Raw genomic sequence first — 19,395 nt, 5'->3', positions numbered from 1 at the left:
ATAATGCGTTGCCACGTTATTTAGATGATGACTGACATCTAATTTCGATTATATGTTGATCGACATCTATTATGTCAACGACGGCCGGCGTTATTTTTGCGCGGTGAACAAAGAGGGGGAATGACGACAAATTAAGGACGCAAGGCATTGGCTACATCCGGGCGGATGCAGCATCCTGAGACAAGGCCACCGCCGGGCTAACCGAACAGGCGACGCTGATACGCGATCAGCTTATGGCCAGACGTGAATCCAGCAGATGCCCGCGGCCAGGATAAAAAAAGCCATAAAGCACAGCGTTGTTACCTGGGAGTAAGTTAATTCGCATTTATTTTCGGTCATATTTTTCCTCGCTAATAAAACATGCCCATACCATCGCCTTGACCTCCGCCTTTCCACGGCCCTAAAAACCGGGACATGCGCACGACTGCCGCTGCACGACGTGTTATTGCCGCCGTTCGCATCCTATAAAGCTATACCAGCGTGCTAACATAATATCAATATCCTATTGGCAAAGCGTTGGATGAATACACGCCCTGACGCCGTGCCGGGGTTTATCCGCCCTGATGAATCTCTTTGCCTGGCGCGCGGCGCGGTTCATTGCTCGTTGGCGCAAGCCCGCCACATGGCATCGAATCCTGCCGCCTTGTAGGCCGCGATTTCATCCGTTCCGCGCGCTGCAAATTCCATCGTGGTTTGCGCCAGCGCCATAAATATCGCCTCGGCAAAAGCCGACTGCCCTGTTATAAAAACATGATTGAAAAAACAGGCATCGGACAGCGCCTTTAAATCCGGAAACAGTTCGGCCACGCTGGCGAGAGTGGCGGGACTTATCTTTTCAGACACGGCCAGCTGGCGCATCGCTTTATTAGCGGCTGGGTTAACCAAGCCCCACTCGATATAACTGTTCCATACAGCGCGCGCGCGCTCCTTAATCGGCCCGGCGCGGTTATAATCCAGCATCATCGCTCCGCACAGGTTTTGCTTGAGGTGCAGGTAGAGTGCATTCAGCAAGTCGTCTTTGGTAGCGAAATACCGGAACAGCGTGCCTTCGGCGACACCCGCCCTTACGGCTATGCGCGCGGTGGACGCGCCCAACCCAAACTCCGCGACCGTCACCGTCGCGGCCTCAAGCAGGGCAAGCCTTTTCTCTTCACTTTTCGGGCGAGCCACGCGGCACCCTCCTTTTTCGTCATCAAAAGATAGACCCCTGCCGCCTTATCGTCCGGCAATCAACGGTTTTTGCCGCAACGGGCAAGATCATATTGACGGTAAATCCGTTCCCCCTATAATGAGTATGTAATCACTCATATTCAAGCCATTTTACCATGCCCGCCCGTAGCGCCAAGGCATACTCCGCCAATAGAACGTTAGCCCAACGGTCGTGATCACCATGTTATCAGACAGATCCAGCGGTTTTTCCTCTTTTTTTTCTCTGCCGGCATTCGGTAAATTGCCTGCGGGAAAGCGTTTGGAGCGTATCAGCGCCTCCGTTAACTTCACCGACGGCGAGTTTCGTAACCCACTGCCCACGCCCCAGCTGACAGAAGGCGCCGGATATGTGGCGCTGTTATGGGAATTTATTTTCGGTAGCCGTCAACGGGTGAAACCCGCGGGTGCCCTGCCGATGGTGAAAACAGACCTGAAAGCGCTTGATGCCGGCCAGGATACAGTGCTATGGCTGGGGCATTCGTCTTATTTTATGCAGCTTGGCGGCCATAGGATCCTGATAGACCCGGTATTCAGCGCCTACGCCGCGCCCTTTTCTGTTTTTAACCGGGCTTTTAAGGGCGACTATCCGTATTCCGCCGCGGATATGCCCGAGATCGATTACCTGATTATTTCCCACGATCATTGGGATCATCTGGATTATCCCACCCTGACCGCCCTGAGGACAAAAATAAAAACCATCCTTTGCCCGCTGGGCGTCGGCGCGCATTTGGAATATTGGGGGTTCTCACCGGAGATTATCCATGAATCGGATTGGGACCAGGAATGGGTTTTTGCCGCCGATTTTACCGTCCATGTCCTGCCGGCCCGTCATTTTTCCGGCCGTGGCCTGGCCCGCAACAAAACGTTGTGGGCCAGCTTTATGCTGGAAACACCGGCCCGCAGGGTTTTCTACAGCGGCGACAGCGGCTACGGGCCGCATTTTGCCGCTATAGGCGACCGCTTTGGCGCGGTCGACCTGGCCATTATGGAGAATGGGCAATACGACAAGAGCTGGAAGTACATTCATATGATGCCTGAGCAAGTTGCCCTGGCGGCGACGGACGTGCGCGCCGGCGCGCTGTTAGCCGGTCACTCCGGGCGGTTTTGCATGTCCAACCATGCCTGGGACGATCCGTACATCCGCCTGTCCGCCGCCAGCCGGGATAAAACCTACAGACTCTTGACGCCGGTGATTGGCGAAGCCGTGTTGCTGGACCGCCCGGGGCAGGCATTCACCCGGTGGTGGGAAAAGACTGACGGTTAAGCGGGCTGCTTAAGCGCGGCGTTATGGAAGCCAATATAGCGGGCATAACGCGCGGGTTTGAGTTGGGTCAGGTCAACCAGCACCAGTCCGTCTATACAGTTGTTGAACGCGGGGTCGCTGCCGAAGTCGATAAATTGCACGCCGCCGGTGGCGCACAGTTCAGAATACTGTTTGTACAGCGGCGGGATACTGCAGCCAAAATGACTTAACAGCTGCTTCAGCTTTTGCAAATCCGCCTGATAATCATCCCCGGTAAATTGCGCCAGCACCTCGGGCAGCGACGCCGGATAGGGCCGCCGCGATGTCGCCAGCGGCAGCGCCGGGGCAAAATAGAGTCGGTAAAACGCGACCAGTATATCCCGCGCCGCCAGCGGCAGGCCGCCGGAAATCGACACCGGGCCGAACAGATAGCGGTATTGCGGATAGGTAGCCAGATACGCGCCAATCCCCAGCCACAGGTAATCCAGGCCGCGCTTGCCCCAATACCGGGGCTGGATAAAACTCCGCCCCAGCTCGATACCCTGATCGAGAATGGGATCCATTTCATGGCCATAATGGAACAGGCTCTGGCTGTAGAGACCCGCAATGCCTTTTTGCTTAATGTGCCCGGCGGTGGGAATAAAGCGGTAGGCGCCGATGATCTCCAGCTCCTGCGGATCCCAGAGCACCAGGTGATAATAATCGTCGTCATAGCTATCGAGATCGCGGCGGCGGCCGCTGCCTTCCCCGACGGCGCGAAAGGCGATTTCCCGCAGACGGCCCAATTCGCGCAATATCGGCACGTACTCTTCGCCGGCGCGCCGGTATAAATAGATGATTTTGCCATCAGGCGTCCGGCCCAGCGTTTCGCTGGCGGACAGCGCGCGCTTCAGGACGGCGCGATCTTCGGCGCGGGCAATGGCCGACTCGGTGGCGAACAAACCGTCTTTACCCAGCCCGATGCGGTAAACATGACGGCGAAAGCGTCCGGCCAGGACATTGACGTCGGTATGGCCATCATGCCAGTTGGCGTAGGGTATGCGCGCGCCGATATGTAATTTAAGGCGGTTGCCGCGCTGGCGGAACATCTCCCGCACCAATAACAGCGAGGACAGCGGGCGGTAAAGCAGCGAACACAGATAAAACCACGCGCTGTTGCCGCCGCCGATATGCACCGGCACGACGGGCGCACGGCTTTTGGCGGCCAGACGGATAAAACCGGTGCGCCAGCAGCCGTCACGTACGCCTTTGCTGCCAAGACGCGAGACTTCTCCCGCCGGGAACACGATCAGCACGCCCTGGTTATCGAGGTGTTCCTGCATCAGCGCCACCTGCGTACGGCGCGTGCGGTTGCCCATATTATCCACCGGGATCATCAGGCTGCTTAACGATTCCACGCGCGACAGCAGCCGGTTCGCCACCACCTTGACATCGCTGCGCACCGACGCGACCGCGCGCAGCAACACCAGCCCGTCGATGGTGCCGATCGGATGGTTGGCCACCACCACGACCGGACCGTAGCTGGGGATTTGCTCAAGATCGCGCTCGGTCAGTTCGCACTGGATATTTAAAAATTCAAGGATCTGCTCCACCATGTCCAGTCCCTTCAGATGCCGGTAATTATCGGCTAACTGATGAAACTCTTTTTCGCGAAATAGCCATTTCAGCAGCCTGAGCTGCCAGGGCGCGGTTTTATGCCGTGGGTTCAGATCCTGAAGCACCGTTTCCATGCTAAACATAGGAACACCTCCAAATGCGTTCCTCCGACCATAAACAGCATCGATGACAACGACATGGCGGGCAGATGACAGATTGGGTAATCCCTCATCTGCGGCTCAGGACCGCTGCTTCGCGAACGACACAGCCGCTCGCGGCCATGTCATGCTTAACAGGCAGCCAGGTGTCCGTTGCCGTAGTCGGTAAACTGCTGCGGCGGACTTTGCCAGCCAAGCGGCTTGATGGGGTCCGGGCGGGCCATATCGGTCAGCAGACTGTGGAAATCCCGTTTTTGGCTGACGTCCGGCATGGGCACCGCGCTCAGCAGCCGGCGGGTGTAGGGATGACGCGGATGATGCAATACCTGATCCCGTGGGCCAATCTCGACAATCCGGCCGGCGAACAGGACCGCGACCCGATGGCAAATGCGCTCAACCACCGCCATGTCATGGGAAATAAAGACATAGCTGAGCCGGTACTCCCCGCGCAACGCCTCCAGCAACGCCAGCACCTGCGCCTGCACCGACACGTCCAGCGCCGATACCGATTCATCGGCGATGATAAGCCGGGGGTTCAGCGCCAGCGCCCGGGCAATGCAAATACGCTGCCGCTGGCCGCCGGAGAACTGGTGCGGATAGCGATCCATGACACCGGCCGGCAACCCGACCTGTTCCAGCAGCTGGCCCACGCGCGCGCGTCTTTCCTCCCCGCGCATGCGCTGATGGATAAGCATCGGCTCCCCCACCAGTTCAAAAACCGATTGGCGTGGATTAAGCGCGGCGTACGGGTCCTGGAACACCATCTGGATCTCCTGGCGCACAGCGTTGAGCGCGTCCCCTCGCAGGCCGTTAAGTTCCTGCCCGGCCAGCCGCGCGCTGCCCTCGAACGGCACCATATTCATCAGCGCCTTGCCGAGGCTGGACTTACCGCAACCGCTTTCGCCCACAATGCCTAAGGTCTCTCCCGGCCAGAGATCAAACGTGACGTTATCCACCGCAAAGACCTGGCGGCGCGGGCTAAAGCCCTCCCGGCGCACCGGGAAACGTACCGTCAGGCGGTTTACCGACAGCAGCGGCTCGGCATGCTCCACCGGGGCAATCGGCGGCGCGCTGCCCAGCACCGGCACCGCCGCCAGCAGCTTGCGGGTATAGGCTGCCCGCGGCGCGTGGAACAGCTGCGCCGCCGGGGCGCGCTCCTCGATGCGTCCCTGGTTCATGACCACCACGTCATCCGCCATTTCCGCCACCACCCCCATATCATGGGTGATCAGCAATACGCTGGTATTGAACTCCCGCTGCAGCTCGCGCATTAACTGCAGGATTTGCGCCTGGATGGTGACATCCAGCGCGGTGGTCGGCTCATCGGCAATCAGCACCCGGGGTTTGCACAGCATCGCCATGGCAATCATCACCCGCTGGCGCATCCCGCCGGACAGTTCGTGCGGGTACTGTTTAAGACGCTTTTCCACCTGGGTGAATTTTACCGCGTCCAGCATCTCCACGACCCGCATACGCCGGGCACGGCGATCGAAGGGTTCATGGCGTTGCAGCGTTTCCTCCAGTTGTTGCCCGACGGTCATCAGCGGGTTAAGGGAGGTCATCGGCTCCTGGAAAATCATGCCGATCTGCTTGCCGCGCAGCGGCTGCATCTCAGGATCCGACAGGCTCAGCAGATCGCGGCCGTCAAATACAATGGCCCCGCCGGGCACGCTCGCCTCATTGGGCAGCAGCCCCATAATGGCCAGGGACGCCAGGGATTTGCCGCTGCCCGATTCCCCGGCGATGCACAACGTTTTGCCCGGCAATAATGCAAAGCCGACATCATCCACCACCCGGCGGGAGCCGAATTCAATTGACAGACGCTCCACTGAAATCAGGGCTGGCTGCATCGCAAGTACCTCACTGTAAAACCAGTTTCGGAAAGTAGAACGACACCACCCAGTTCGGCATGTCGACAATTTCACTGATGCGGAGATCGCCGCAGACCGAGCACAGCATATAGGCATCCTCCGGGCTCATATGCTGCTCCCGGCACAGGGCGTCGATACAGTAGCGCAGCGCGTCACGGGCGGCGGTCATCAGATCCGGACCTACGCCGGTAAATACCTCGTATCCCGCCTTGTCGAGATGATCGGTCACCGGCCCTGGGGTGGAAAAACGCGGCGTGGCCAACGGCATGTTTTTTACCACCTCCAGTTTCACCACCGCGTCCATGGCGCTTTCAATCGCCGTACCGCACACCTCGCCGTCGCCCTGCGCGGCATGGGTATCGCCGATCGAAAACAGCGCGCCCTCCACTTCCACCGGCAGGTAAAGGGTACAACCCGCGTTGAGATCGCGAATATCCAGGTTGCCGCCCACCCGCCTGGGCGGCACGACGGAATGCAGGCCCGCCTCGGCCGGCGCCACGCCGATGGTGCCGGCAAAAGGCTTCAGCGGCACCCGTCCATGGCGGCCAAACGCGCAGGGCGCCAGCGTGGTTTTATCGTAATGCCATAAGGCCAGCGCCGGCGTGGTGAACTGATCCGCCAGCAGCCCGAAGCCGGGGATATTGGCCGTCCAGCCGAAACCGGAGGGGCGGAAGGCGTCGATAGTCACTTTCAGCACATCACCAGGCAAGGCGCCTTCCACGTATACAGGACCGTTAACCGGATTGATTTTGTCAAACGGCATGGCGCCGACATCGGCGGCGGTGGATTGCGGCGTGAAAAAACCGTTGGACGAGTCAAGACAGTGAAACTCAAGCGTGGTGCCGGACGCGACGCGGGCCTCGGGGACAAGGCTGTTATCCCAGCCGAAATGGTGCTGCGCGTGATGAATGGTTTTAACCAGGCAGTTTTGACACATGCCATCTCTCCTTCAATAGCGGCGAACCGGTGCCGGCCGGCCCGCCAGGCGGATTATTTTTTCCAGATATAGTCATAGTTGACCGGAACATGCACCGGGTCGACGTACAGCGCGTCCTCCCCGCCCATATTGGCGGAACGTACCGTGAAACGTTTTTCGTTAAAAATGGGCACCCAGGGCGCATCATCCATGGCGCTGATGAAAATTTTGCGCCAGGCGGCGATACGCGCGTCCTGCTGATCGGGTTTGGCCATGCTGTCGGCTTTTTCGGCTTCGGCGTCCAGGGTTTTATTACAGTAGCGCGCCCAGTTCCAGCCGCCATCCACCGCGCCGCCGCAGCCGAGGATCGGTCCCCAGAAGTTGGATGGATCCGGGAAGTCGGCAATCCACGCCATGCCGCCGGACCAGACCATCGGCGCCTGATCGGCTGAACCGCCTGCGGCAATGACGTTGGCCTGGGCCAGAGATTTAATGCTGGCGCGAATACCCACCTTGGCCAGATCCTGCTGGATAGACTGGGCGATGCGCGGCTGCGGATCGGTATTCATCACATACAGTTCGGTGCTGAAACCATTGGCAAACCCTGCCTCGCCAAGCAGCTGTTTGGCCTTCGCCACGTCATAACCCAGCCCTTTATAGGCGGTGTCATAGCCGGGCATCGCCGGGGGTAGCGGCTGGTTGGCCGCAACGGCGCGGCCGTTGATAATGCGCACGATACGATCTTTGTTGATGGCCATATTGACCGCCTGACGCACCTTCAGGTTATCGAACGGCTTTAGGGTGGTTTTCATGGTCAGGTAACCGGTCTGGAGCTGATCGCCGGTCACCAGCAGCCCCTTATATTTGGGGTCTTGCTTAAATTGCAGGAACCGGGCCGGCGGCACGCCGTCACCAGCGATATCCACTTCCCCGCGCTCAAGGCGCAGCAGGGCCACCGAGGGATCCTGCCCCACTTCAAAGGTGATGGTATCAAGGTGCGGCAGACCACTGCGGAAGTAGTTGGGATTCTTCTTGAACACCAGCTCCTGGCCAAGCTTCCATGTGCTCAACGCAAAGGCCCCGGTGCCAACCGGATGTTTGCCGAAATCCGCGCCCCATTGTTCCACCGCTTCATGGGGAACGACAGAAGCGAAATTCAGCGCCATCACATGCAGGAAGGTGGCATTCGGCGCCTTGAGGGTGATCTTGACGGTATAATCGTCCGGCGTTTCAATACCGGCAAGGTGTTCCGCTTTACCGGACGCCATATCATCGTAGCCGGCAATGGAGCTGAAGAACCCGGCCCCCGGGCTTTGGGTTTTCGGATTAACGGTGCGCTCCAGCGAGTATTTCACGTCGGCAGCCTTCATCTCGCGGCCGTTATGGAACTTCACGCCTTTGCGCAGCGTAAACGTATAGACCAGCCCGTCATCAGAGACGGTGTAATTTTCCGCCAGGTCGTTGACCAGGTCGGTGGTGCCCGGTTTATAATCCATCAGGCCGTCAAACAGGCTTTTGATCATCGACCAGTTTTGCCAGTCATAACCAATCGCCGGATCAAGCGTCGCCACGTCATTCTGATACGTGACCACCGCATTGCCGCCCTGCGTCGCCTCCTCCGCATGGGCCGCCCCGGCGAAACATGCCGCCGCCACCGCCATCATCACTAAGCGCTTTTTCATGGTCTTCCCCTCGAGTTCTTGATATCAATGCGCGGATCCACCCATGGCAGCAGCAGATCCGCAATAAGGTTGCCGCCGACAATCGCCACCGCAGATACCGTGGTAACGCCGACAATCACCGGAATATCGACCTGCTGGATCGCCTGCCAGGCCAATTGCCCGATCCCCGGCCAGCCAAACACCGACTCCACCACCACCAGCCCGCCCAGGAAGATGCCGATATCAATGCCAATCATCGGGATCAGCGGCAATACGGCGTTGGGCAGCACATGACGGAACAGCACCCGCGCCCGGCTTAATCCTTTGGCCCGGGCGGTACGGACAAAATCCTCATGCAGGACGTCAATCATCATTGAGCGCAGCATGCGCGAATACCAGCCGCTGCCCAGCACGCCAAGCGTCAGCGCCGGTAGCGCCAGGTGGCTAAAACCGCCGTAGCCACCCATCGGAAACCAGTCAAGCACCGCCGAAAACAGATACAGAAACAGCATCGCGGCGATAAATTGCGGTGCGGAAACGCCAATAAACGAGAAGGCCATCAGCAGTTTGTCGAGCAGGGTATTGCGTTTGACCGCCGCCAGGGTGCCGAGGGTAATGCCAAGTAAAAGTTCGCACAGGATCCCCGCCGCCATCAGTTCCAGGGACGGGCCGATGCGCGCGGAAATCAGCGCGCTCACCTCGCTGCGCTGGATAAATGAACGGCCGAGATCGCCATGCAGCAACCGCAGCAGATAGTGGGTATATTGCTGCCAGAACGGCAGGTCCAGCTCCAGTTGATGGCGGATGCTGGCGATCACTTCCGGGGTGGCGCTGCGCCCGGCAATCTGGCGCACCGGGTCCGCGGGCAGTAAAAACAGCAGCATATAGCTGATAAAGGTCACACCTAATAAAATCAGGGCGGCGTGCAGCAAACGACGGCTTATAAACGGCATCACAGACCTCGTTTCAGGGTGGGATCCAGCGCATCGCGCAGGGCGTCGCCGACGATATTAAACGCCAGCGACAGCAATACGATTGCCGCGCCAGGCAGGAATACCAGCCAGGGCGCCGACGTAAAATAGGTCTGGCTTTCAAAAATGATATTGCCCCAGCTCGCCATCGGCGGTTGTACCCCGACCCCCAGGAAGGAGAGCGTGGCTTCCAGCAATACGGTGGTGGAGATGCCGAGGGTGGCCCAGACCAGAATGGTGGGCACCAGGTGGGGAATCAGATGCACGATGAGGATTCGCCACGGTCCGGCGCCTATGGTGCGCTCCACGGCGACAAAATCACGCGCGCTGAGTGCGACGGTTTCGGCATAGATCACCCGCGCAATCTGGACCCAGTTCACCATGGCGATGACCAACGCGACGATCCACACGCTGGGCTGGAAAATCGCGGCGAGGGCGATAGCCAGCAGCAGCGCCGGAAACGCCATCATCAAATCGGTGATACGCATCAGCAGATTGCCGATGCGCCCCTGGATATAGCCGGCGCATAGACCGACCACCACGCCAATCAGCACCGCCATGCCATTGGCGACCACGCCCACCAGCAGGGAGGTGCGCGCCCCCCAGATAAGCCTTGAGAGCAGATCTCGGCCCAGCAAATCAGTGCCGAGCCAGAAGCCGCGATCCGGCGGCAGCGGCGCGCCGTCCAGGCTCAGGCCCTCGACAAACTGCTCATCCGGGTCGAACGGGGCCAGCCAGGGGGCGAACAGCGCCGCCAGTATCACCAGCACAATAAACAGCACGGACAGCAACAGCATCGGACGGCGGTATAAACGCAATAACATGGTTAACCTTCTCCCAACCGTTGTTGTTGCCGGAAAGCGAGGTATTTTTCCGCCGCCTCTTCCATACGCAGGTTGTGGCGCATGGCTTCGCCGCGCAGCCCGGCCCATGCCTGCTGTTCATCGCAGTTACCGTCCACCATCAGCGCCGCGACGGCCCGGCTCACCACGGGCATGGCGCTGACGCGCAGGCGTAGCTGCATCAGTTGTTCCTCCTGCGTCGTAAGCTGGTGGCGCAGGCCGATAGCCATCATCAGGGTGGTATAGATGGCGCGTTGATTAATCGGTTTCGGCAGTAGCGCGGTCGCGCCGAGCACCAGCGCCCGTTGGATTTGCGATAAAGCCTCATGGGACGTCAGCACCACGATGGGCACCGCGCGTTGTCGCAGCATCTCCAGGGTCCTGGGACTGGCGAAATATTCCAGCTCCACCAGCGCGGCGCAAACAGGGCCAGGCGGCAGCGGGCCGTCGGCGCAAAGCGTAACCCAGCGCCCGCCCATGCGCGGCAGGCATTTTTCCAACGTCGCCAGCGTGCGGGGGTCGCAATCCACTAATAACAGCGGCCGCGTGTCAAAATCCGGAGGGGAGAGTGTCTTCATTTTACGATCCTCAATACGGGCCGCGTCGATGCCGGGGCAAAAGCAGCCTGGAGATCCGTCGCCGTTAAATACGGGTCGGGCGCGACCGGGTGCGACTCGCTGTACAGCAGGTGAAACGCGCCGTGGCGCAGTTCCGCGATATGGCAGGGCAAAAACGTGTGGTTATTGCGTGACGAGACAGACAGGGCGCCGAGGGCAGTTTGTTGCCCGTTAAGATACAGCGCTCGGCGGATGGCGTCCGGATCGCTGTCCATGGACTGTTGCAGGGCGTTGGCGAACAGTTTTACCGCCAGCCAGGCCCCGGTGTAATAGTGGGAAAAACGGGTCCAGCCATGCAGCAATTGTTGCCGATGACAGAAGGCGGTATTGGTGGCGGCAAAAAACGGACCGCAGGAGAGCAGCCGCAGCGCGCGTATTTCCCCCAACTGGCTGGTTTCCGCTTCGGTCAGGTTGCAGCTTAATACCGGCAACATCCGGCCGGCCTGGGCGCAGAGCCGATCCAGCCGGCGTAAAAAGGCATAAGAAGACTCGCCAACCAGGTTATTGAGTACAAAATCCGGCGCGGCCCGCAGGGTCTGCTCCGCCAGTTCCTCCACCGCGGTATGACCGAGATGCAGGTATTTCTCCGCCAGCACCTCGCCGCCGGCAATCTCGATCGCTTCCCGGGCGATGCGGTTGCTTTCCCAGCCCCAGACATAGTTTGATCCCGTCAGCCAGGCGCGTTTGCCGAATTCCCCCAGCGCCAGGCGCAATAGCGGCAATAATGTCTGGTTGGGACAGCCGCCCAGATAGATAACCTGCTCGCTGCTCTCATATCCTTCATACGGACAGCCGTACCACAGCAGGGCATTATGTTGCTCCAGATCGGGAATGATTTCTTTACGGCTGGCGGACGTGATAGTGCCGAAGATATGCCGCGCGCCGGCGCTTATCAGCCGTTCGACCCCCGCGCTATAGGCGCTAAGATTACCCGCCGGGTTGATATGGGTGGCGTTCAGGATATACGGGAAACAGGGATCGGCATTGGTTTCCGCCAATGCGTGACGCATCCCGGCCAGCGCGCTTTCCGCCATATGGCGGTAGGTGCCTTCGGTGGAAAGTAAGATACCGACCTCAATCACTGCGCGCATCTGCTGCCTTCCTCGCAAAAAAAAAGCCTGACCACCCGCAAAGGGGATCAGGCTTCATTACCTGTAAAGGTTAAATTTTCACAAGACTTATGGGACCGTGCCCCGGCTTGACACGAAGGAATATGAAAGAAACGTGCCAATTTGCAATAAATAGCAATAACAAGGCGTTAATCAAATGTACCGGCGGACGATGCCCCATAACGGGGCAGTGATACACCATAATAGAACATTCAGCGCCGGCCGCGTGAGGCGCAATACCCCCTCTTATCGCCAGGGTTATCGGATACCGAAGGCCTTAGGTTTGGGCGTTTGCCCGAAGCTGTCTTTTTCCAGCGTGAACATAATCAATCACTCCGTCGTAAACAGTCATTGCCACTCTCACGATCACCCTAATCTGTTTATTGCCGGTACCAGCGTGATGCCTCCACCTCCTGCATGAACCCCACGCTTACCGGCGCGGCATCAAGCCTGCGTTTGGCGGATCATCTGCTGAAGGTGGTAAAGGTATAAGTTAAGCGTTAAATTCTGCCGCGGCTTGCTTCCCGGCGAGCCGCGGTGTTATTTTTTAGCGTAAACCCGCCCGAAGGACCTTCACGGATGAGTACTTACCATTTAGTCGATCCCGAACTGCAGCCATTCTTATCACAACTGGAACATCCCGCGCTTGATGCCCAGGTCCTGCCGGCGATGCGCGCCCAACGGCAGGCGGCCGCGCTGGACAACGCCGCGCGCGACGATGGGCTGGCGCTGTCCATGACCGAACATTCAATCCCCGGGCAGGACGGCGCGCCGCCGGTGCGGGTGATGGTTATCGCTCCGCTCGCGGTGAAAAAAGGCCGGATGGGCATCCTGCATATCCACGGCGGCGGATTTCTGATGGGTAGCCCGGAACAATCGCTGCCGCTTACCCGCCTCACCGCAAGCCGGCAGGATTGCGTCGTTGTCTCGGTTGATTACCGGCTGTCGCCCGAGACGCGCTTCCCCGGTCCGCTGGAAGATTGTTTTACCGCGCTGGCCTGGATGGCGCAATACGCTGGTGAACTGGGCGTCGATCCCCGGCATATCGGCGTGATGGGCGACAGCGCCGGCGCGGGACTGGCCGCCGGGCTGGCGCTGCTCGCCAGGGACCGTGGCGCACCGGCGCTGGCTTTTCAGAACCTGATGTACCCGATGCTTGATGATCGCACGGTGGTGGAGACCGATCCTAATCCGGTAACCGGCGAATTTATCTGGACGCGGGAAAGCAACCGTTTCGGCTGGCAGTCGTATTTGGGCGCCGAGCCGGGCGGCGAGGATATTTGCATGTATGCGGCGGCGGCGAGAGCGAATTACCTGGGCGGTTTGCCGCCAGCCTGGATTGGGGTGGGCACGCTGGATTTGTTTCTCGACGAAAATCTGGAGTATGCCCGCAGGTTAATCCGCGCGGGCGTGCCGGTAGCGTTGAACGTTTACCCCGGCGGGTTCCATGGTTTTAACGGCGATCCCAACGCGGATATCGCCCGCCGCGCCCGCAAAGACCGGCAGCTTTCTTTAAGCCGCTTTAACCCGGCACAACCGGGGGCCTTATGATACAGGCAATCCCAAACGCATGCCCATGCGACCGCTCTTGCCCTGGAGCCCCTTTTTTGACCAGAGGGAATGGCCCTGCATCGCTTATCTGAATCCGGCCCCCGGCTGACTCAAATCGTATCTTGATTACGACTGGCCCTCCGGCCGGTCCGGCATGCCCTCATGTGCGCCAAATTCCTGCTCTGGCGGTGACACCCAGCGGTCTTTGCGCGTCAATTCATATTGCTGGTTTTTTGGGTAATGGATCCTGTTATCGGGTTTGGACGCCTCGCCGACCACCAATAGCCGGACTTCCCGTTCGCTGTTATTGATAAAGGTATGGCAGATGCCTGTGCCGGCTGGGAATCCCACCGCTTCACCCGGCGAGAGCTGATGCATAACGCCGTTTATCCAGGCATGCGGATGCCCTTCCAGCACATAGATAAACTCCTCCTCCGCGCTTTCAGCATGGGGATAGGTGGTCCGGCGCCCCGGCGGCAGCCGTTCGTGATGAATACCAATCCGGCTAAGGCCAAGCATTCGGCCCAACGGCGCGCCAATCGACATGCGCTCGCCGCTATCTTCATAGGCCGCCACGTCGTCACCCTCCAGCTCACGCCAATGCCTGATAAATTCCGGACGCATATTGTGATCCTCCCTTACGCTGATTGTATCGTTAGAACCATTATTCAAAAAAATAGCTCAGAATAGGTTTACTTGGGCGGCATATTTACAAAACGTCTCAGTTACGGATATTATATATCCGTAACCGTCGTTGTGTTGTAACGGATAAAATCATGATCCTCAAGAGTCAGGTCGAGTGGGCCCTCCATTGCTGCGCCCTGCTCGCCGGTATGCCGGCGGAACGCTATTTGTCCACGAAAACCCTGGCGGAATTTCACGGCCTGCCGAAGGAATATCTGTCGAAAGCGCTGCAAAGTCTCTCCCAAGCCGGCCTGGTCGCGACCACGCTCGGCCCGGGCGGCGGCTACCGGCTGGCCAGGGCGCCGTCTGAGATCACCTTCCTGGATATCGTCGAAGCCGTCGAGGGTAAACGCCAGACGTTTATTTGCAATGAAATACGGGGCAACAACCCCTGCCGGGCAAAGGGAACCTGCGACAGCAAACCCTGTCCGATAGCGCGCATCATGTGGGATGCCGATGCGGCCTGGCGCCATTCCCTCGCGGGCGTAAGCCTGGCTTCCCTCGCGTTGACCCTGGCCGAGGATGTCCCGGACGACCTGCTCAAACGCACCATGGACTGGCTGCTGGAACACTCCGGCTGACACCGCGTACGCCATATCCCGCGCCGCTGTCCTTTCACCATGCTACCGGGACATCGCCGGATCGGCCCCTACCGCCGTCATCAGGAAATCCAGCACCGCCTTGACGCGCAGCGGGATATTGCGGCGCGAGAGATAGACCACATGCATAGGCAACCGGGACGGCGGAAAGCCTGGCATCACGGCGATAAGCCGGCCCGTCGCGATATCGGGGCCGGCAACGAGATGGGACAGGATCGCCAGCCTCGCACCCGAGAGCGCCGCGCGGTACACCGCAAGCGCATTATTGGAAATCAGCCTTGGCGCCACCCGCACGGCCGTCTCCGCCGAACCGTCGGAGAAAGACCAGGTCATGCCCTCCCCGCCGCGGTTGTAGTAAAGACACTCATGGTGTTGTAACTCCGCCGGCGCGCTTGGCGCGGCGCTCCGGGACAGATAGGATGGCGCCGCCACAAGAAACGCCGTAGTCCACCCGATATGCCGGCAGATCAGCCCATTCGCCAACACCGGCCCCAGCCGGACCTCGAGATCAATCCCCTCTTCCAGCAGGTCAGACGGGTTTTCCCGCAGCACCAGTTCAACGGACAAACCGGGATAGGCCGCCAGAAACGGCGCCAGCAGCCCGCCCAGATACATCCCCAGCGGCCCCGGCACGCTCAGGCGCACCTTGCCCGAGGCGGCGGCGCAGCCCAGGCCGGCCGCGTCGCCCAGTTCGTCGACGGCCGCCAGTACCCTTAGCGCAAAAGGAATAGCCCGTTCCCCCTCGGCCGTCAGCGCCAGACCGCTCGTGGTCCGGTGCAGCAGCCGGATCGTTAAATGGCTTTCAAGCGCCGAAACCTGCCGGGAAACGGCTGGCTGGGTGACGCCCAGATCGGCGGCGGCGGCGGAAAACGAGCCGGTTTCGGCGACGCGCAGAAAGCTGCGCAAGGCGGATACTATGTCCATAAGGTCGCTCCATACTTTTGGTTATAGCCCCTATGCCGCCGTCTCGCTGCGGCGCAGCTTTACAGGCGCTTAATTAAGGATATTATATATCCATAAGGATAACAAATATCCTTAATAACCCGGAGAAATGACAAATGACCCAACGTCTCAATTATGCCCAGTTGTCCCCCGAGCAGTATCAGCAATTGATCGCGTTCTCGGCCGCCGTGCGAAACGGCGTCATCGAGGAGGGAATTATCGATTTGATCGAGGTGCGCGCCTCCCAGCTTAACGGCTGCGGTTTCTGTCTCGATATGCATATCAAACAGGCGACCATCCGCGGAGAGTCCGCGCTGCGCCTGCATCACGTGGCAATCTGGCGCGAATCCCCCCTATTCCAACCGCGCGAGCGCGCGGCGTTGGCGTGGGCCGAATCCCTCACCAAACTGTCGGGCGATGTGCCGGATGAGCTCTATGAACACGTGCGCGGCCAATTTTCCGAAAAGGAAATTTCCGATCTGACTTTCGCCGTCATGGCGATTAACGCCTGGAATCGCGCCGGCGTGGCTTTCCGGGCCGTACCGGGTTCGGCCGACAAGGTATTCGGTCTCGACAAGGCGGGTTTGCGTTAAGGCGGCCGATTCGCGGCTTTCGTCATATCACGACAAAGCGCCCCGTGGCCGGGGCGCGAGGTAGGCAATGATGAAAATCGTTATCAATGGCGGTACCGGCCAGATCGGCGCTCCCTGCGTCACCCTTTCCCGGGCACAATAAAAACGGTTTGCCCTCGTCCCAATGACACGCCAGTATTGCGCCCGGGTTATTCCAAACCCAGTCGCTCCTTGCGCCAATGCTATTATGTGACGCATCTCCTGATCTTGCCGTTTAAACGGTAATCGGAAAAAAATTTTCCCTTTTTTAGGCTTTTTTATGAGCTTTGCGTGATAAACACCGTTCCTCATTTCATATTATGGGTTCCGGGGTAAGACTTGATGAACAAAAGCGAAAGACAAAAAGCGATTCGAGTTAAGCTGGTGAGGGATAAAAATGTCTATGTCGCAGAGCTGGCGAAAGAGTTAAGCGTCACTACGCGCACCATTCGCAATGATCTGAAAGAATTGAGTTCACATGCCAACTGCATGCTATTTCACGGCGGCGCTAAGTTAGCTGAGGTCGCTGATGAATCACTCTTTGAGAAATCCGTCATCAATACCATTCTCAAAGGCCTGGGTGACAGCAGCATGGATTCTTATACGGAATCCGATCAACAAGAAAAGCTTCTCGACGACGGCATCTATATTCTCGGCTCGTTCAATGTCGATATAGTATCGGAAACAATGATGTTGCCGCAAATAGGTCAAACCATCCGGTCATCGTCCACTCATTTTTATGCCGGCGGCAAAGGAACCAATCAGGCGGTGGCGGCAGCGAAAATAAATAATAACGTTCATCTGGCAATAAAATTGGGAATGGATGAATTTTCAGAGAAAGCGAGAAAATACATTACCAATACTGAAATTTCCTCGTTCACTATTTTTGAAAATGAAATAGCTGCCACGGGGATCGCCATTGTCTGGGTTTCCAATACCACTGGCGATAACATGATCAGCATCGACCTTGGCGCCAACGAAACCTTTACACAAGAAGATATTTTATTCGATTTAAATATCATCCAGAGCTGTAAAGTATTTTTAACCCAGCTGGAGAATAATTTTCCCATTACCCGCTTTGCCATTATGCAAGCTAAATCATTTCAGTGCGTAATAGTAGTGAATCCTGCGCCCTACGTCTCGGAAGTGAAGGAAATATTGCATTTAATTGATATTATCACGCCGAATAAAATCGAGGCGGAAGCGCTGTCCGGCATCGCAATCACCGATATTCATTCAGCAAAAACCGCGGCGAAAAGCATCCATAACCAAGGGGCTAAATGTGTCATCATCACGCTCGGCGAGCGGGGTTGTTTATTATTTGACGGCGATATTTTTACCTATGTTCCCGCCTATAAATCAGCGGTAATGGATACCAGCGGCGCGGGAGATGCTTTTACCGGCGCATTGGCCGGATGCATAGCCAATGGTAAAAAATTAACCGATGCCGTGCGATATGCCTGCGCGTTCGCCTCCCTGAAAGTCGAGCGTAAAGGGGCATCAAATATGCCGAACAGCTCGCTGGTTTATCATCGAATGCAACAATAGATTCTTATTGGCTGTTTCACCGATAAAGGAGGTCTTTTCATTTATACCCACGTTTTGCGTACCGTTGCCGGCGGAACGGGGTATACGCACAACAGGGCTGTGGCAACCGCAACGCTGTTGTCTTTATAGTGTCTCTCTAGAAAGGATAATTTCATGAAAAATGTACCATTTCTTAAAGTTATAGGTGCCGTTGCGGTACTGGTGTTTTCCGCCGCCGCTGCGTTGCCGGTTTCCGCCGCTGACACGCAGCATCACAAACCCAAGATCGCGCTGGTCATGAAATCACTGGCAAATGAATTTTTCCTGACGATGGAAACGGGTGCGAAAGATTACCAGAAACAACATGCCGATAAATTCGATCTTATTTCCAACGGCATTAAAAATGAAACCGACACAGCTAATCAGATTCAAATTGTGGAACAGATGATTGTGTCAAAGGCGGACGCCATTATTATTGCCCCGTCGGACTCCAAAGCCCTGGTACCCGTGGTTAAAAAAGCGATTGATGCCGGCATTATTGTTATCAATATCGATAATCAGTTTGATGCCGCCGTTCTGAAGGACAAAGGCTTAAATGTGCCCTTTGTCGGCCCGGATAACCGTAAAGGCGCTAAAAGCATCGGGGATTATTTAGCAAAACATCTTAAGGCCGGCGATCAGGTGGGCATTATTGAAGGCATCCCTACCTCGACCAATTCCCAGCAGCGCACGCAGGGCTACCAGGATGCCATGGCGCAGGCAGGCATAAAAGTCGTGTCGGTACAGTCCGGACAGTGGGAGATTAATAATGCCAATGCCATTGCCGCGGCGATGTTAAGCGAATACCCCAATATCAAGGCGTTATTGGCGGATAACGATAATATGGCGCTGGGCGCGGTTTCCGCGGTTCGCGCAGCCGGGAAAAAGGGCCAGGTCCAGGTGGTGGGCTATGACAATATCGCGGCGATCAAACCGATGCTGGCCGATGGGCGGGTATTGGCGACCGCCGATCAGTTTGCCTCTCAGCAGGCGGTTTTTGGTATCAATGCCGCGTTAACCGCCCTGGAAAACGGGAAAAAGCAAAGCGAACTGGCCAGCAGCGTAGAAACGCCGGTCAAACTGATCGTCAAGCAATAAACACCCGGGCCGCTGAGCGGTGCTGATGCCTGGGACCGGAATATCCCTGTGGTTTAACGTTGCCGCTCACGCCGCGGCAGCGTTAAACGCCAAGGGTTAGCGCCAAACAAAGCGCACCTGTTCCCGGTATTTTGACCCGCCCGTTAACGCA

Annotated in this window: 17 protein-coding genes and 1 pseudogene; 7 read left to right on the top strand and 11 right to left on the bottom strand. The window is 57.9% G+C overall.

Annotated elements, in window-relative coordinates; all coding sequences use genetic code 11:
• Window positions 1-594: 594 nt before the first annotated feature.
• The gene (locus ACL2XQ_RS04795; RefSeq protein ID WP_413722227.1) at window positions 595-1,170 is read right to left on the bottom strand and encodes a TetR/AcrR family transcriptional regulator; all 576 of its coding nucleotides are present in this window, start codon (window positions 1,168-1,170) and stop codon (window positions 595-597) included.
• A gap of 220 nt (window positions 1,171-1,390) precedes the next feature.
• Here ACL2XQ_RS04795 and ACL2XQ_RS04790 point away from each other — a divergent pair, with 220 nt between their 5' ends.
• On the top strand, window positions 1,391-2,473 hold the full coding sequence (locus ACL2XQ_RS04790) for an MBL fold metallo-hydrolase (protein ID WP_410016255.1): 1,083 nt from the start codon (window positions 1,391-1,393) through the stop codon (window positions 2,471-2,473).
• Here ACL2XQ_RS04790 and ACL2XQ_RS04785 read toward each other — a convergent pair.
• The 8 genes from ACL2XQ_RS04785 to ACL2XQ_RS04750 all read right to left on the bottom strand — a co-directional run bounded on the left by ACL2XQ_RS04785 (window position 2,470) and on the right by ACL2XQ_RS04750 (window position 12,175).
• Entirely contained in the window at window positions 2,470-4,191 is a 1,722-nt protein-coding gene (locus ACL2XQ_RS04785; protein WP_413722225.1) for a lysophospholipid acyltransferase family protein, read from the bottom strand. The two genes, ACL2XQ_RS04790 and ACL2XQ_RS04785, sit on opposite strands and share 4 nt — an antisense overlap.
• Window positions 4,192-4,337: 146 nt before the next feature.
• The gene (locus ACL2XQ_RS04780) at window positions 4,338-6,056 is read right to left on the bottom strand and encodes an ABC transporter ATP-binding protein (protein WP_413740099.1); all 1,719 of its coding nucleotides are present in this window, start codon (window positions 6,054-6,056) and stop codon (window positions 4,338-4,340) included.
• A 10-nt stretch (window positions 6,057-6,066) separates the two neighbouring features.
• A complete protein-coding gene (locus ACL2XQ_RS04775; RefSeq protein ID WP_413740098.1) occupies window positions 6,067-7,014 on the bottom strand; it encodes an acetamidase/formamidase family protein in 948 nt (315 codons plus the stop codon).
• A gap of 53 nt (window positions 7,015-7,067) precedes the next feature.
• Window positions 7,068-8,675 (bottom strand): ABC transporter substrate-binding protein, encoded by a 1,608-nt coding sequence (locus ACL2XQ_RS04770; protein WP_413740097.1) that lies wholly within the window; start codon window positions 8,673-8,675, stop codon window positions 7,068-7,070.
• Window positions 8,672-9,607: an ABC transporter permease gene (locus ACL2XQ_RS04765; RefSeq protein ID WP_413727090.1), complete on the bottom strand. Its 936-nt coding sequence runs from the start codon at window positions 9,605-9,607 to the stop codon at window positions 8,672-8,674. The genes ACL2XQ_RS04770 and ACL2XQ_RS04765 overlap by 4 nt, the downstream gene beginning before the upstream one ends.
• Window positions 9,607-10,449 (bottom strand): ABC transporter permease, encoded by an 843-nt coding sequence (locus ACL2XQ_RS04760; RefSeq protein ID WP_413722220.1) that lies wholly within the window; start codon window positions 10,447-10,449, stop codon window positions 9,607-9,609. The genes ACL2XQ_RS04765 and ACL2XQ_RS04760 overlap by 1 nt, the downstream gene beginning before the upstream one ends.
• Window positions 10,450-10,451: 2 nt before the next feature.
• Entirely contained in the window at window positions 10,452-11,045 is a 594-nt protein-coding gene (locus tag ACL2XQ_RS04755) for an ANTAR domain-containing response regulator (protein ID WP_413727092.1), read from the bottom strand.
• The gene (locus ACL2XQ_RS04750) at window positions 11,042-12,175 is read right to left on the bottom strand and encodes a transporter substrate-binding protein (protein ID WP_413722218.1); all 1,134 of its coding nucleotides are present in this window, start codon (window positions 12,173-12,175) and stop codon (window positions 11,042-11,044) included. Before ACL2XQ_RS04750 ends, ACL2XQ_RS04755 begins: the two co-directional genes overlap by 4 nt.
• Window positions 12,176-12,527: 352 nt before the next feature.
• On the opposite strand from ACL2XQ_RS04750, the pseudogene ACL2XQ_RS04745 reads away from it, so the two are divergent.
• Both ACL2XQ_RS04745 and ACL2XQ_RS04740 read left to right on the top strand, forming a co-directional pair.
• Window positions 12,528-12,685 (top strand): annotated as a pseudogene (locus tag ACL2XQ_RS04745) (GMC oxidoreductase); the annotation flags it as partial.
• A gap of 87 nt (window positions 12,686-12,772) precedes the next feature.
• Window positions 12,773-13,744 (top strand): alpha/beta hydrolase, encoded by a 972-nt coding sequence (locus ACL2XQ_RS04740; RefSeq protein WP_413740096.1) that lies wholly within the window; start codon window positions 12,773-12,775, stop codon window positions 13,742-13,744.
• A 126-nt stretch (window positions 13,745-13,870) separates the two neighbouring features.
• Here ACL2XQ_RS04740 and ACL2XQ_RS04735 read toward each other — a convergent pair whose 3' ends face one another.
• Complete coding sequence (locus ACL2XQ_RS04735; protein ID WP_413740095.1) at window positions 13,871-14,368, bottom strand: cupin domain-containing protein; 498 nt, start codon at window positions 14,366-14,368, stop codon at window positions 13,871-13,873.
• Window positions 14,369-14,520: 152 nt separating this feature from the next.
• Here ACL2XQ_RS04735 and ACL2XQ_RS04730 point away from each other — a divergent pair, with 152 nt between their 5' ends.
• The gene (locus ACL2XQ_RS04730) at window positions 14,521-15,009 is read left to right on the top strand and encodes an RrF2 family transcriptional regulator (protein WP_410016261.1); all 489 of its coding nucleotides are present in this window, start codon (window positions 14,521-14,523) and stop codon (window positions 15,007-15,009) included.
• 42 nt (window positions 15,010-15,051) lie between these two features.
• Here ACL2XQ_RS04730 and ACL2XQ_RS04725 read toward each other — a convergent pair whose 3' ends face one another.
• The gene (locus ACL2XQ_RS04725; protein WP_413740094.1) at window positions 15,052-15,951 is read right to left on the bottom strand and encodes a LysR family transcriptional regulator; all 900 of its coding nucleotides are present in this window, start codon (window positions 15,949-15,951) and stop codon (window positions 15,052-15,054) included.
• A gap of 134 nt (window positions 15,952-16,085) precedes the next feature.
• Here ACL2XQ_RS04725 and ACL2XQ_RS04720 point away from each other — a divergent pair, with 134 nt between their 5' ends.
• The 3 genes from ACL2XQ_RS04720 to ACL2XQ_RS04710 all read left to right on the top strand — a co-directional run bounded on the left by ACL2XQ_RS04720 (window position 16,086) and on the right by ACL2XQ_RS04710 (window position 19,244).
• Complete coding sequence (locus ACL2XQ_RS04720) at window positions 16,086-16,562, top strand: carboxymuconolactone decarboxylase family protein (RefSeq protein WP_410016263.1); 477 nt, start codon at window positions 16,086-16,088, stop codon at window positions 16,560-16,562.
• 360 nt (window positions 16,563-16,922) lie between these two features.
• Window positions 16,923-18,128, top strand: coding sequence for a PfkB family carbohydrate kinase (locus ACL2XQ_RS04715; protein ID WP_413722214.1), 1,206 nt, complete (start codon window positions 16,923-16,925; stop codon window positions 18,126-18,128).
• A gap of 153 nt (window positions 18,129-18,281) precedes the next feature.
• Window positions 18,282-19,244 (top strand): sugar ABC transporter substrate-binding protein, encoded by a 963-nt coding sequence (locus tag ACL2XQ_RS04710; protein ID WP_413722213.1) that lies wholly within the window; start codon window positions 18,282-18,284, stop codon window positions 19,242-19,244.
• Window positions 19,245-19,395: the final 151 nt, after the last annotated feature.

Origin of the sequence: Sodalis sp. RH14 (genome assembly GCF_047324285.1) — a bacterium.
In the GTDB taxonomy this organism is placed as follows: domain Bacteria; phylum Pseudomonadota; class Gammaproteobacteria; order Enterobacterales; family Enterobacteriaceae; genus Acerihabitans.
Note: the sequence above shows the minus strand (reverse complement) of the source record. Positions and strands in the feature narration are given on the sequence as shown.